Raw genomic sequence first — 12,285 nt, 5'->3', positions numbered from 1 at the left:
GCCTCGGCCGCTAGTGGTCTGGTCGCCTCGTCGACGGACTGCTCTACGATCTGTCGGTTGCGTCTCCCGTCGGCGGCCCGTCGTCCCTGGCGTCAGCGAACAGTTCCCTCGCGACCTCGTGGGCCCGTTCGGTGTCGCCGTCAGCGAGGAGTTCCCGGACGGGGTCCGACGCCGCCACTGTCCGGATCGCGTCGCGCCGACGATGCCCCTCGATATCGCTGTCAGCGAGTTCTCCGCGGAGATCCCCGACGAGGGTCGCCAGCTCGCCTGCCCCGTCGAATCGCTCGGAGATTTCGTCCCGGAGGGTCGCGCTCACGGCCGGCGCGCGGCCCTGCGTCGAGACCGCCGCGACGACGGGATCGGCGCGGACGGTCGCCGGCACGACGACGCTTCCGGGGTCGCGCGCTCCGGAGTGGTCCGCCCGATTGACGAGCAGGGCCCGGTTCCGGGCGGCGTCTTCGACGGCCGCGTTCACTTCGAAGTCGTCCGTCGCGGCGACGACCAGCGCCGGCTCGATCCGGTCGATCCAGTCGGGCACGTCCGACGGACCGGGGGCTGCCTGTTTCAGCGTCGCGTCGCCGAACCCCCTGTCGGCGAACGTCGGCGACACGACGACAACCTCGGCCTCACGGGCGAACCGTCGGGCCTTTCGAGCCCCGACCGGCCCACCACCGAACACGAGAATCCGGGCGCCGGAGAAGTCGTGGAGGAGCGGAATCATCGGACGACACCTTCTGTCAGTCGTCACTGGCTTCGGACCGCTGCTCGCTCAGGTGCTCCCAGATCTCCGTGCAGCCAGCGCCGACCTCGACGTCGGAGACGTGCGCTCGATCCGTGTCGTCTTCGTCTCTCTCACGTTCCACCGTGCTCGAAGTCTGGCCGTGTTCAGTCATCGACTGTCCGTACTCGGTCCGATCCCATAAGGCCGCGTTCAGGCGTAATCGCTACCAGTTCTTGCGAGAACCGGCAGCTCTTTCCGCCTCTTGCGGGCAGACTATTCGGGAACTGTCCCGGTGCAGTCTGGCGATTCGCTCCCGATGCGGCGCTCAGGTGTCGATGACGCGCGGCAATCGTCGCGGCTGCCGACGGGCTTACTTCCGGAGCGGCCGAAACGTGTCCATGCCCACGGCGGTTCACCAGCTCGACGACGGCGCCTGGATCAGCGTCAACGACACCCGCGAAGTGACCGTCAGCGACCTCTGGCGGCTCGCTACCGACGAGTTTTGCTCGTGCCGGCTGACCGACTTTCTCTCCGAGGGGTTCGTCGAGGTCGCCGCTGACGGCCCGCGCGTCGAGGCTCGCGTCGCCGGGCAGTGTATCCGGTGTGGGGCCAGCGGCGTGACCGGCTGGCTGACGCTGGGTCGCGTCGATCCCGACACAGACACCTTCTACCCGGTCGCTCCGGGCGCGATCCGCCGTTCGAACCGCGCCTCACCGGGATCGGACTGACGGCTCGGACATAGCGGCAATGCTTGTGCCAGTGCCGGAGAGACGGGCAAGGTTGACGGGGCGGCCGCGGTTATACGTGCGGCTCACGTCCCGACGCACATGCCGACCAAGGTCGAACGCTGGAAGGACGAAGCCTACGGGACGGAGATACGCGACCACCTCGAGCGGTTCGCGTCCGAGGGGTTCCAGTCCATCCCGGAAGACGAACGCGACGCGTGGTTCGAGCGCTTCAAATGGTGGGGACTGTACCACCAGCGCAAGGGCCAGGAGAGCTACTTCATGCTGCGTATCGGGACACCGATGGGCCGGATGACGCCGGAGCAGCTCCGGACCGTCGGCGAGGTGGCCCGCGAGTACGCCACCGGCCCCGTCGACAATCCCGAGTTCGGCGCGGCCTACGCCGACTTCACGACCCGCCAGTCGATCCAGCTTCACTGGATCGACATCGAGGACGTGCCCGACATCTTCGAGGAACTCGAGTCGGTGGGCCTCTCGACGATGCAGGCCTGCGGTGACTCCTGGCGCAACATCGTCGGCTCGCCGGTCGCCGGCCGTGACGCCGACGAGCACGTCGACGTCTGGCCGATCGTCCGGGATCTGCACGACCGGTTCAAGGGCAACGACCTCTACACGAACCTGCCCCGGAAGTGGAAAGTCGCGGTCACCGGCGACTACCGCGGCGCGGGCCAGGGCGACATCAACGACCTGGCGTTCGAACCCGCTGTCAAGGAACGCGATGGGGAGTCCGTCGAGGGGTTCAACGTCCGCGTCGGCGGCGGCCTCGCTCGCAAGGAGCCGCGCTTCGCCCGGGACATCGACGTGTTCTGCCGCCCCGAGAACGTCCCAGCGGTCGCGGCCGGCCTCTCGGGACTGTTCCGGGACTACGGCGACCGCGAGGACCGGTTCAACGCCCGGATGAAGTTCCTCGTCGACGAGTGGGGCCCCGAGAAGGTCCGGTCGGTCCTCCAGGCGGAGTACGTCGACGACGAGTTGCTGACTGCCGGCGAGGACCTCAGAGAGGGATACGACTACAACGCCGGCCGCGCGGACGCGCCGGGCGATTACGTCGGCGTCTACGAGCAGCGCGACGGCCAGCACTTCGTCGGCCTCTCCGTGCTGGTCGGGCGGATGGCCGCCGAGGACGTGATCGAACTCGCCGATCTGGCCGACGCCTACGACTCTTCGATGATCGGCCTGACCCAGCGCCAGAACGTCATCGTCGGGGACGTCGCCGGCGACGACCTCGACGAGTTCCTCGAGGAGCCGCTGCTCGAGGAGTACTCGCCCGATCCCCACCCGTTCATGCGGGGATCGATCGCCTGTACCGGCACCGAGTACTGCTCGCTGTCGATCGTCGAGACGAAAAACCGGATGGTTCGGTACGCTCGCTGGCTGCGGGACAACGTCCCCGTCCCAGAGGGCGTCGAGGACTTCCACATCCACCTCTCGGGCTGTACCGCCTCGTGTGCGCAGCCCCAGATCGCCGACATCAGCCTGCGCGGGATGAAGACCCGCAAGGACGGCGACGCAGTCGAGGCCTTCGACGTCGGCCTGGGTGGCGGCCTCGGCGAGAACCCGCGGTTCGCCGACTGGATCGAAATGCGTGTACCCGCCGACGAGGTGCCGGGATACATCGCCAATCTGCTTGGGACCTACGAGGCCGAACGCGAGGACAGCGAGTCCTTCCGGTCGTTCGTCGCCGACCGCGACGAGGACGAACTCGCCGACCTCGCCGAACCCGAGGCGACGAGCTACGAGGACCCCTACCTCGCGAACACGAAGATGACGTGGTACCCCTACGCGGAGGACGATTCGATGAGCGCCTCGCCCTCGCCGACGGGCCCGAACGACGAACCGCTTCCGACCGACGATTGAGATGGCCGATCGCATCCTGAAGGCAAACGCCTTTACGACGTTCGATCTCCTCGAAGGGAGCGTCGAGGGCCACGGCTTCGCCGAGGACGCGCCCGCCGTGCTCAACGTCCGGACTGCCCGTCGCGACCCAGACGAGGTCACGCTCGAACTCGAACTGGACAACGTCGACCTCGAGTCGATGCCGGCCCACGCCGACCGCGTGACGCTCTCGTCCTCCGAGGCCCGGACCCTCGCGACAGAACTCCGGGCGGCCGCCGACCGCGTGGACGCGGCGAGCGACACGGTAGAGGGGGAGACGGCCGACGGTGCCGACCCGGGAGGAGGAGAGCCGTGACCGAACAGGCGCTGATCGTCGCGGCCCACGGCTCCCATCGCAACGCCGACTCCGCTATCCCCACCCTCGACCACGCCGACGCGATCCGCGAACGCGGCTGCTTCGATCAGGTCCGGACGGCGTTCTGGAAGGAAGCGCCAAGCTTCCGGTCGGTCGTGCGGACGGTCGACGCCGAGCGGGCCTACGTCGTCCCGCTGTTCGTCAGCGAGGGGTACTTCGTCGATCAGGTGCTGCCGCGGGAATTCGGCCTCGGGGTCGCCGACGTAACTGGCGAACCGACCGAGCCCGAACTGATCTACACCGACCCGGTCGGGACCCACCCCGAGATGACCGACGTGATCGCGGCGCGGGCCCGCCGCCGGCTGGACGACGTACCCGAATCGGACGCCGCGCTCGCGGTCGTCGGCCACGGGACCGAGCGAAACCCCAACAGCGCCGAGGCCGTCTACGATCACGTCGACGCGCTGGAGGCGCGGACCGACTTCGCGGAGGTCGGCGCGCTGTTCATGGACGAGTCCCCGTACGTCTCGGCGGTCCTCGATCGCTTCGCGGCCGACGACGTCGCCGTCGTCCCGCTGTTTGTCGCCGACGGCTTTCACACTCGCGACGAGATCCCCGAACTCCTGGGGATTGCCGACGACCCGCGGTCGGGCTACCCAGTTCCCGGCGAACGCGACGGCCGGCGGATCTGGTACGCCTCGGCCGTCGGCACCGACTCGCTCGTGCCCGAGGTGATCCTCGAGCGGGCGGCCGAGGCCGGTGCCGACCTGGACCGCGATGCTGGGGAGACGGCGGTCCGGCCCGACGCCGCTGAGGCCTTCCGCTCGTGGATCGATCGCTCCCTCGCCGAGGGCGACACCCGAGGCCAGGAATGGGGCGACCTACTCGTGACTGGCGACGGCGACACCTACGAACTGCGCCACCGTGCCGATCGCGACGCCGACCGCGGGGCACTGACCGAGCGCGACCCCGACACGTTCGGGCGGTTCGTCCGCAGCGACGACGACGGCCGCTTCCGGCCCTTTGGCGGCGAGCGCTCGCTTCCGACGGGGTGGGTGCTGCCGGACCTGGGTCCCGAGAATCTGCTGGCCGCGATCGCGGCGGTGTATCCCGGCGCGATCGAGACCTGGGCCGACGATCCCGACCCCGTCCCCTTCCGCGAGGTGGCCGCGCGCCAGACCGGGATCTACGCCGGCGTTTCCGACCTCTCCGACGGAGCGCTCGACGACCTCACGACCGCGGTGTGTGGCAACTGCGCCAGGCGCCGCAAGTGGACCGAGAACGGCGATCCGGACTCCGTGGCCGATCGCGGTGTTGACGAATCCCCGGCGAGCGACGGGACCGAACCCCCCTGTCGCGAACCGTGTTCGTTTTTGATCGCCGCGGCGCGGGAGATCCTTGAGACCGACCACGCAGGCGAACAGCGCTCTGACCACCCCGACGCCGACGTGCCGCCGGGGGATCTAACCGACCCGGACAACCGATACCGGGTCCGCTACCGGCGGGCACGCGGCACCGAATCTACCCGACACTGATGGCTACGACAACGAACGGAACGGTCTATCTCGTCGGCGCCGGCCCGGGCGATCCCGAACTCCTGACGGTTCGAGCCCGGCGCCTGCTCGACGAGGCTGACGTCGTCCTCCACGATTCGCTGGTGGGCGACGGCGTCGTCGCATCGATCCCCGACCACGTGCGCGTCGAGCACGTCGGCAAGCGCGCCGACGGCGAGCGCACGCCCCAGGCGGCGATCAACGAACGGCTCGTCTGCGAGGCCTCGGCGGGCCGGGACGTGGTCCGACTGAAGGGCGGCGACCCGACCGTCTTCGCCCGCGGCGGCGAGGAGGCCGAACACCTCGCGCGCCACGGGATCGATTTCGAGGTCGTCCCGGGGATCACGAGCGCCGTCGCGGGCCCCGGCGTGGCCGGCATCCCGGCGACCCACCGGGAGCACGCCTCGGCGTTCGTCGTCGTCACGGGCCACGAGGACCCCACCAAGGACGACACAGCTCTCGACTGGGACGCCCTCTCCGGGATCGTCGCCACCGGCGGGACGCTGGTGATCCTGATGGGCGTCGGCCGCCTGCCCGACAACGTGGCCGCCCTCAGGGAGGGGGCCGTCGGGCCCGATACCCCCGTAGCGATGGTCGAGCGCGCGACGCTTTCGGACGAACGGGTCGTTACCGGGACGATCGACACGATCGTCGACCGGGCAGAGGCGGCGGGGATCGAACCGCCCGCCGTGACCGTCGTCGGCGACGTGGTCGACGTCCGCGAGACGGTCGCGCACTGTCTCGGCGAGAACGGTTCGGCCGCCGAGCGTCCCTCCGTCGGGCGGGGCGAGGAACTCGCAGGGGTGAACCACCGATGAGCGACGCACGCGGCGAGTGGCCGCTCAAACGCCTCATGACCGAGGTGGTCGGCTCAGGCAGCAAATCCGCCGACGACATGACCCGCGAGCAGGCGGCCGAAGCGATGACACGAATCCTCGAGGACGATCCGGACCCGACGACGCTCGGCGCGTTCTGGCTCGCTAACCGCTGGAAGCACAACACCCCGACGGAACTGGCCGCGTTCGTCGATGTCATGGACGAGCGCGTCGAGCGCGCCGTCCCCGAGGTCGAGCCGGTCGACTGCGGCGCGAACTACGACGGCAAGGCGCGAACGGCCATCCTCGGCGTCGCGGCGGGTGTCGTCGCCGCGGCTGCGGGTACGCCCGTGGTCGTCCACTCCGGCGACCGCGTCCCGAGCCAGAAGGACGACGCTTACAAGCACGTCCTCGACGAGCTCGGGATCCGGACCGAACTTCAGCCTGGCGAGTCCGCTGCGATGGTCGAGGAGACCGGCTTCGGCTTCTACTACCAGCCGTCGTTCAATCCCGCCGTCGACGCCCTGTTCGATCGCCGGGATCGGATGGGCGTCCGCACGTTCCTCAACACCGTCGAGACGCTGGCCAATCCCGCCGGCGCGAGCGTCCATCTGGGCTCGTTCTACCACCTTTCGTTCGCGAAGAAGGTGATCGAGACCGTCCAGTACAGCCGGGCACGCGAGTTCGATCGCGTCATCATGTTCCAGGGGCTGGAGGGCTACGACGACATCCGCCCGGGCTACACGAAGTTCGCCGAATGGATGCCCGAGGACGGACTCGCGGACGACGAGATCGAGACCGCCACATACGGTATGGACTTCGAGAACGAGGACCTGGAAGCCGAGGACGTGGCCGCCGATAGCGCCCAGATCACCCGGGAGGTGCTCGCGGGCGGGCGGGCAGACCACTGGCGCGACGCCGTCGCGCTCAACGCCGCGGTCCGGATCTACGCCGGCGGCGACGCCGACTCCCTCGAGGGCGGCCTCGATGTCGCCCGCGAGGCCATCGACGACGGCTCGGCCGCGGCCGTTCTCGACGACTTGCGGGGGTTCTGAGATGGCCGACGGCGATTCGGCTCGACACGGGAATCCCGAGAATGACCCGATCCGAGCGAGCGAGATCGGCGGGACGGACGCGCCGCCGATCGACGAGAAGCCATACAAGATCGTCTTCGAGGCCAACCTGTGTATCGGGGCGGGCAAGTGTGCGGCCGTCTCTCCGCACTGGGATCTCGACCTCGATACCGGTCTCGCCCAGCCAGCGACCTACTACGTCGGCGAGGACGACCTCGCCCATCAGATCGACGCCGCTGAGAGCTGTCCGGCCAAGAACGGCCGCGGCGTGATCCACGTGGTCGATCGACGGACGGACGAGGAGATCGCCCCCGACCCCGAGGGTGACGGGCGACTCAGCGTCGACTGGTGACCACTCTTCGTCGCTGGATCTCGTTCGGCAGTCACTCTCCGTCGTGTACTTCGACCTCGAAATCGTCGAGCGTGTTGCCCTGCCGGACGAGCTTCTCGGCGACGACGAACTTCTCCATCCGGTCGAGCCGTTCCCAGTCGAACTCCTCGGGCGGCGACTCCTCGAGTGCCTCGTACTGTTCGAGCACGCCCTCGTGGACGAACCGGGCGAACTCGCCGCAGTTCGGGCACCGGATCGAAAGGTGTGAGACGTCGTACACGCGGGTGAGCGTCTGCTCGAAACAGCTCGAACAGCGGTAGGTGGTCGACGTCACTGGCCGTGCTACGTGTCGCACACGTTTGACTCCAGCGGCCAGCTGTGCCGGCGACAACCGGACGGGTGTCGTGATCGCCACCGGGTGCGGCGAGTCGACGGCGCGACTACTCGACTGCCTCGGCCAGCGTCACGACGCGTTCCCGGAGCGTCGCCGCTCGTTCGGCGAAGACGACCGTCGAGTTCGTTCGGAGGTCGACCAGCGCGACCGTCTTCGTACCGAAGGCACCCTCGACCCGCGTCAGGTCCGCATCGTGACCGAGCGTGAGCGTCGGCCAGTCCAGTTCGTCCAGGGCGGCCGCGACCCGGGATCCGTATCGACACCGGCAGGCGAACGAGAGGACGGGGCGCTCCTCCCGGGCGTCCAGTAGCATCTCGGCGACCCGGCTCGACGCCCCGAAGCGGACACCACGATTGGGCCGCAGCCCCGAGAGCGTCTTGGCGATCCGACCTTCCACGGCGGCGACGTCGTGTTCGCCCTCGGCGTAGGGGGTCGCGCCGACGACGGCCAGGCCAGCCTCGTCCACGACGGGCGTGACGTCCCGCTCAACCAGCGCCCGGACGACGCCCTCGACGGTCTCGGCGGTCCCTTCGCGGGCGGCCCGGTCGCGCGTCTCGACCATGTGATGGACCGCGCCAGGCCCGTCGCCGACGTCGAGGTTGTACCGGATCGCTCGGGAGAGCAGGTCGATCCCCGATTCGACCGCGGCCGGGAGGTCGTCCCCGTGAGCTAGCCGCGTCGCGATGGCGCTGGAGAGCGTACAGCCCGATCCGTGGGTGGCCTCCGTGTCGACCCGTGGATGGCGAATGGTCCGGATCCCGTCGTCAGTGACCAGTACGTCGGTCACCTCCGGGATCGGGATGTGACCGCCCTTGACAAGCGCGGCGTCGGCACCCATCTCGACGAGTCGCTCACCGACCTCGCGGGCCTCGCCCTCGTCGTCGGGATCGACCCCGGTCAGGACGGCGGCCTCGTCTGCGTTTGGCGTGACCAGCGTGGACTCGGCGATCAATTCCTCGTAGGCGGCCTCCGCGTCGGGTTCGAGCAACCGGTCCCCGGAGGCGGCGACCATCACGGGATCGACCACGAGGTTCGGCAGCCGGTCGGCATACTTGCGGACGGTCTCGATGACGCCCTCGGTCGCGAGCATGCCCGTCTTGACCGCGGCCACGTCGAAGTCCTCGAGCACGGCGTCGATCTGCGCCTCGATCTCCTCGATCGGAAGCAGATGTGAGCCGTGGACGCCGCGGGTGTTTTGGGCGGTGACGCTGGTGATCGCGCTCGTCCCGAACGCGCCGCCGGCTTCGATCGTCTTGAGGTCGGCCTGGATGCCGGCCCCGCCGCCGGAGTCGCTGCCCGCGATGGTCAACACGACCGGCGGCGACACGGGGGCTTCCTGTCGAGCCATACCTTCGTCTATTCGGGGCTGATACAAAGCGGTGATGGAACCGGTTCTGAGGCGGGCAGTCGCCCCGAACCTCGCCGGGTATCAGCGATCGAGTGCGGCGTCGATCGCCCCCGCCAGGTCGGCCCGCAGGTCCTCGATGGCTTCCAGGCCGACGCTGACCCGAACTAGTCCGTCAGTGACGCCAGCCTCCAAGCGCTGCTCGCGCGGGACGGCCGCGTGGGTCATCGTCGCCGGCTGTTCGAGCAGGCTCTCGACGCCGCCGAGGCTCTCCGCGAGCGTGAACACCTCGGTGCCCGAGACGAGTCGCTCGGTCGCTTCCAGCGAGCCGTCGAGTTCGAAACTCACCATCCCGCCGAAGGCGTCCATCTGCCGGGCCGCCAGTTCGTGCTGCGGATGCGATTCGAGCCCGGGATAGTACACCCGCTCGATCGCCGGGTGGTCTTCGAGCCACGCCGCCAGCGTCCGGGCGTTCTCGCTGTGGCGCTCCATCCGCACCGGCAGGGTCTTGGTGCCGCGAAGGACCAGAAAGCAGGCGAACGGATCCGGTGTCGCGCCGACGCTATTCTGGTAGAAGCCCAGCCGTTCGTCCAGCTCTTGATCGTCGGTGACCAGTGCGCCGCCGACCACGTCCGAGTGACCGCCGAGGTACTTCGTCAGCGAGTGGGCGACGATATCCGCGCCGTACTCCAGGGGTCGCTGCAGCGCCGGCGTGGCGAAGGTGTTGTCGACCGCCAGCAGGGCGTCGGCGGCCTCGGCCACCTCGGCCATCGCATCGAGGTCGATCACCTGCAACAGCGGGTTGGTCGGCGTCTCGATCCAGAGCAACTCCGTCGCGGGCGTGACCGCCTCGGCGACCGCGTCGGGATCGGTCGTGTCCACGAAGGAAAACCGGAGGTCGTAGTCCGCGTAGACCTCGGTGAACAGCCGGTGAGTACCGCCGTAGACGTCCTCGCCGACGACGACGTGATCGCCGGCTTCGAGCAGGTTGAGGACGGTGTTGATCGCGGCCATCCCGCTGGCGAAGGCCCGGCCGTACTCGCCGCCCTCGAGGCTGGCGAGGTTGTCTTCCAGTGCCGTCCGCGTCGGGTTGCCCGTCCGGGAGTACTCGTAGCCGCGATGGTCGCCGGGACCGTCCTGGGCGAACGTCGAGGACGCGTAGATGGGCGTCATGACCGCGCCCGTCTCCGGGTCGGGGCGCTGGCCGGCGTGGATCGCACGCGTGGCGAACTCGGTGTCGTCTTTCGACGGAGGGTCGTCGCTCATGCCTTCCCCTCCCACGCTTCAAAGGAGCCGTAGATGTTCTTCGAGAGGTATCGCTCTCCGGAGTCGGGGAAGACCGTCGCGACCGTCTCGGCCGGCGCGTCGAGGTCGCCCTCGGCGATCCGCTCGGCAGTCTCGCGGGCCGCGACGCTGGCCGCGCCGGCACTCGATCCGACGAGGTGCCCCTCTTCGGCCGCGAGCCGATTGAGTTCGGCGTGGGCCTCGCGGTCGCTGACGGCGACGATCTCGTCGATCGCGTCGGGATCGAGCAACTCGGCCACGTCGGGATCGTGGGTGCCGATCCCTTCGGTCTTGTAGTCGGCCTCCTCGCGGGCCTCGCCGAGCAGCGTCCCGAACGTCGACCCTTCCGGTTCAACCGCAACGACGCGGACACCGGGGACGCGCTCACTGACGGCCCGGGCGATCCCCATCAGCGTCCCGCCGGAGCCGACGCCGGCGACGACTGCGCCGATCTCCTCGCCGAGGGTATCGAGGATCTCCTGGCCCGTCGTCTCGTAGTGGGCCTCGGCGTTCAGCGGCGTCGCGAACTGCTGTGGGACGACCGCGTCTTCGCGCTGCTCGGCGATCTCCCGGGCGCGATCGGTGGCCCCGCTCATTCCCCCCTCTCCCGGGACGTTGACGACCTCGGCTCCGAGAGCGGCCATCAGTCGCTCTTTCTCCTCGCTGAAGCCGTCGGGAACGACAAACACGGGCTGGAGGTCGAGCTGTCGGGCCGCGATCGCCATCCCGATGCCAGTGTTGCCCGCGGTCGGCTCGACGACCGTTCCGCCGGAGGAGACCTCACCCCGTTCGAGCAATCGCTGGAGGATGTGTTTGCCGATGCGATCCTTGACGCTGCCGCCGGGGTTGAACGTCTCTACTTTCGCGTAGACCGGGACCGACTGCGGCGCGGCGTCGAGTTCGACGAGCGGCGTCTCGCCGATAGTTTCGAGAACCGATGCGGCTGGTGTGTCGTGTGCTGTCATATCTGTTGTCTCTGTCGGGCGTACAATGTGCAAGCGATACCGTCGGTGGCGAGGGCTTATCTCACCGACAGCGACAGCAACAACGACAGGTAGAAAACGAGGATCGCGGACGATTCGCCTGTGTCACCCGCTCGATGCGGGACAGCGAGCCGTGGTCCCGTGGCTGGGGCGACGAGGTGGCCCCGGCCGGAACCGATCGGACTCGATGCATACGAAGACGTAGCGCACTGGGGGTTTTTGTGGTTTCTCATTCATCAACAGGCGTCTTTTTCCCGACTCCGACCTGCAGGACAGGTATGGACACGTGGACCGAACTGTTCGACCGCGCAGAGGCGTACGAGACGACCGTCGTGGAGATCCGGGAGACGCTCGCCGCGCGCCGCGAGGGCGACGATGACTGAGGCGTCGCCGTCCCGGATCGTCGCCGACGCCGACGTGCTCGCGGCGGACCTGTTGGTCGGTGGGGTCGCACGCGAGGCGCTGGATCACGTCCGTCGCCACTCCTGGCTAACGTTACTTGCGAGCGATCAGTTGCTCGCCGACACCGAAGCGATCGTTGCCGAACTCGGCGATCCGGACCTGGCCGGGGCCCACCGCGAGCGCCTCGAATCGACGGTCGAACGGATCGAACACCCGGCGGGTGATCAGCCGGCCCTGGCCACCGCGTATCACGGTGGCGCGGCACACCTGCTCAGCGACGACGACTCGCTTCGCTCCCCGGCGGCGGGGCTGTCGATTCAGCCCCACGCGGACCTGAGCGTCCGTCCGCCCGACGCCTTCGCTCGGCTGTTCGATCCCGCGAGTCTTTATGCGGTTGCTGTCGGTGGTGAGTATCCCGGCCCGGATCGAGACCCCCGGGCGTGACGA

14 protein-coding genes and 1 pseudogene are annotated in these 12,285 nt (G+C 68.8%); 9 read left to right on the top strand and 6 right to left on the bottom strand.

What is annotated here, in order from left to right:
* Window positions 1-43 precede the first annotated feature (43 nt).
* On the bottom strand, window positions 44-721 hold the full coding sequence (locus HSEST_RS01610; protein ID WP_229121823.1) for a precorrin-2 dehydrogenase/sirohydrochlorin ferrochelatase family protein: 678 nt from the start codon (window positions 719-721) through the stop codon (window positions 44-46).
* Window positions 722-737: 16 nt separating this feature from the next.
* Window positions 738-893: a hypothetical protein gene (locus tag HSEST_RS01605; protein ID WP_229121822.1), complete on the bottom strand. Its 156-nt coding sequence runs from the start codon at window positions 891-893 to the stop codon at window positions 738-740.
* Between the two features lie 226 nt (window positions 894-1,119).
* Between HSEST_RS01605 and HSEST_RS01600 the strand changes: the two genes are divergently transcribed.
* From HSEST_RS01600 to HSEST_RS01570, 8 genes and pseudogenes are all read left to right on the top strand, one after another.
* Window positions 1,120-1,449, top strand: a complete 330-nt coding sequence (locus HSEST_RS01600; RefSeq protein ID WP_229121821.1) for a hypothetical protein — start codon at window positions 1,120-1,122, stop codon at window positions 1,447-1,449.
* A 99-nt stretch (window positions 1,450-1,548) separates the two neighbouring features.
* Window positions 1,549-3,324 (top strand): nitrite/sulfite reductase, encoded by a 1,776-nt coding sequence (locus tag HSEST_RS01595; RefSeq protein ID WP_229121820.1) that lies wholly within the window; start codon window positions 1,549-1,551, stop codon window positions 3,322-3,324.
* A 1-nt stretch (window position 3,325) separates the two neighbouring features.
* Entirely contained in the window at window positions 3,326-3,658 is a 333-nt protein-coding gene (locus tag HSEST_RS01590; protein WP_229121819.1) for a DUF6360 family protein, read from the top strand.
* Window positions 3,655-4,779, top strand: a pseudogene (locus HSEST_RS01585) (CbiX/SirB N-terminal domain-containing protein); the annotation flags it as partial. The gene HSEST_RS01590 and the pseudogene HSEST_RS01585, both read left to right, overlap by 4 nt.
* Window positions 4,762-5,193, top strand: coding sequence for a hypothetical protein (locus HSEST_RS14625; protein ID WP_418886536.1), 432 nt, complete (start codon window positions 4,762-4,764; stop codon window positions 5,191-5,193). The pseudogene HSEST_RS01585 and the gene HSEST_RS14625, both read left to right, overlap by 18 nt.
* Complete coding sequence (gene cobA, locus HSEST_RS01580) at window positions 5,193-6,029, top strand: uroporphyrinogen-III C-methyltransferase (protein ID WP_229121817.1); 837 nt, start codon at window positions 5,193-5,195, stop codon at window positions 6,027-6,029. The genes HSEST_RS14625 and cobA overlap by 1 nt, the downstream gene beginning before the upstream one ends.
* The gene (locus tag HSEST_RS01575; protein ID WP_229121816.1) at window positions 6,026-7,081 is read left to right on the top strand and encodes an anthranilate phosphoribosyltransferase; all 1,056 of its coding nucleotides are present in this window, start codon (window positions 6,026-6,028) and stop codon (window positions 7,079-7,081) included. Before cobA ends, HSEST_RS01575 begins: the two co-directional genes overlap by 4 nt.
* Before the next feature lies 1 nt (window position 7,082).
* Window positions 7,083-7,451, top strand: a complete 369-nt coding sequence (locus HSEST_RS01570; RefSeq protein WP_229121815.1) for a ferredoxin — start codon at window positions 7,083-7,085, stop codon at window positions 7,449-7,451.
* Window positions 7,452-7,482: 31 nt separating this feature from the next.
* Here HSEST_RS01570 and HSEST_RS01565 read toward each other — a convergent pair whose 3' ends face one another.
* The 4 genes from HSEST_RS01565 to HSEST_RS01550 all read right to left on the bottom strand — a co-directional run bounded on the left by HSEST_RS01565 (window position 7,483) and on the right by HSEST_RS01550 (window position 11,418).
* The gene (locus HSEST_RS01565; protein WP_229121814.1) at window positions 7,483-7,764 is read right to left on the bottom strand and encodes a hypothetical protein; all 282 of its coding nucleotides are present in this window, start codon (window positions 7,762-7,764) and stop codon (window positions 7,483-7,485) included.
* Between the two features lie 106 nt (window positions 7,765-7,870).
* Window positions 7,871-9,172, bottom strand: a complete 1,302-nt coding sequence (gene thiD / locus HSEST_RS01560) for a bifunctional hydroxymethylpyrimidine kinase/phosphomethylpyrimidine kinase (protein WP_229121813.1) — start codon at window positions 9,170-9,172, stop codon at window positions 7,871-7,873.
* An 81-nt stretch (window positions 9,173-9,253) separates the two neighbouring features.
* Entirely contained in the window at window positions 9,254-10,435 is a 1,182-nt protein-coding gene (locus HSEST_RS01555) for a cystathionine gamma-synthase (protein WP_229121812.1), read from the bottom strand.
* Complete coding sequence (locus tag HSEST_RS01550; RefSeq protein ID WP_229121811.1) at window positions 10,432-11,418, bottom strand: PLP-dependent cysteine synthase family protein; 987 nt, start codon at window positions 11,416-11,418, stop codon at window positions 10,432-10,434. The genes HSEST_RS01555 and HSEST_RS01550 overlap by 4 nt, the downstream gene beginning before the upstream one ends.
* Window positions 11,419-11,811: 393 nt before the next feature.
* Here HSEST_RS01550 and HSEST_RS01545 point away from each other — a divergent pair, with 393 nt between their 5' ends.
* Window positions 11,812-12,282, top strand: coding sequence for a DUF7384 family protein (locus tag HSEST_RS01545; RefSeq protein ID WP_229121810.1), 471 nt, complete (start codon window positions 11,812-11,814; stop codon window positions 12,280-12,282).
* Window positions 12,283-12,285: the final 3 nt, after the last annotated feature.

This window comes from Halapricum desulfuricans (assembly GCF_017094465.1).
In the GTDB taxonomy this organism is placed as follows: domain Archaea; phylum Halobacteriota; class Halobacteria; order Halobacteriales; family Haloarculaceae; genus Halapricum.
Note: the sequence above shows the minus strand (reverse complement) of the source record. Positions and strands in the feature narration are given on the sequence as shown.

Excerpts from the sequence above, each read along its gene's own strand:
- HSEST_RS01610 (WP_229121823.1), bottom strand. The coding sequence starts at position 721 with ATGATTCCGCTCCTCCACGACTTCTCCGGCGCCCGGATTCTCGTGTTC.
- HSEST_RS01605 (WP_229121822.1), bottom strand. The coding sequence starts at position 893 with ATGACTGAACACGGCCAGACTTCGAGCACGGTGGAACGTGAGAGAGAC.
- HSEST_RS01600 (WP_229121821.1), top strand. The coding sequence starts at position 1,120 with ATGCCCACGGCGGTTCACCAGCTCGACGACGGCGCCTGGATCAGCGTC.
- HSEST_RS01595 (WP_229121820.1), top strand. The coding sequence starts at position 1,549 with ATGCCGACCAAGGTCGAACGCTGGAAGGACGAAGCCTACGGGACGGAG.
- HSEST_RS01590 (WP_229121819.1), top strand. The coding sequence starts at position 3,326 with ATGGCCGATCGCATCCTGAAGGCAAACGCCTTTACGACGTTCGATCTC.
- cobA (WP_229121817.1), top strand. The coding sequence starts at position 5,193 with ATGGCTACGACAACGAACGGAACGGTCTATCTCGTCGGCGCCGGCCCG.
- HSEST_RS01575 (WP_229121816.1), top strand. The coding sequence starts at position 6,026 with ATGAGCGACGCACGCGGCGAGTGGCCGCTCAAACGCCTCATGACCGAG.
- HSEST_RS01570 (WP_229121815.1), top strand. The coding sequence starts at position 7,083 with ATGGCCGACGGCGATTCGGCTCGACACGGGAATCCCGAGAATGACCCG.
- thiD (WP_229121813.1), bottom strand. The coding sequence starts at position 9,172 with ATGGCTCGACAGGAAGCCCCCGTGTCGCCGCCGGTCGTGTTGACCATC.
- HSEST_RS01555 (WP_229121812.1), bottom strand. The coding sequence starts at position 10,435 with ATGAGCGACGACCCTCCGTCGAAAGACGACACCGAGTTCGCCACGCGT.
- HSEST_RS01550 (WP_229121811.1), bottom strand. The coding sequence starts at position 11,418 with ATGACAGCACACGACACACCAGCCGCATCGGTTCTCGAAACTATCGGC.
- HSEST_RS01545 (WP_229121810.1), top strand. The coding sequence starts at position 11,812 with ATGACTGAGGCGTCGCCGTCCCGGATCGTCGCCGACGCCGACGTGCTC.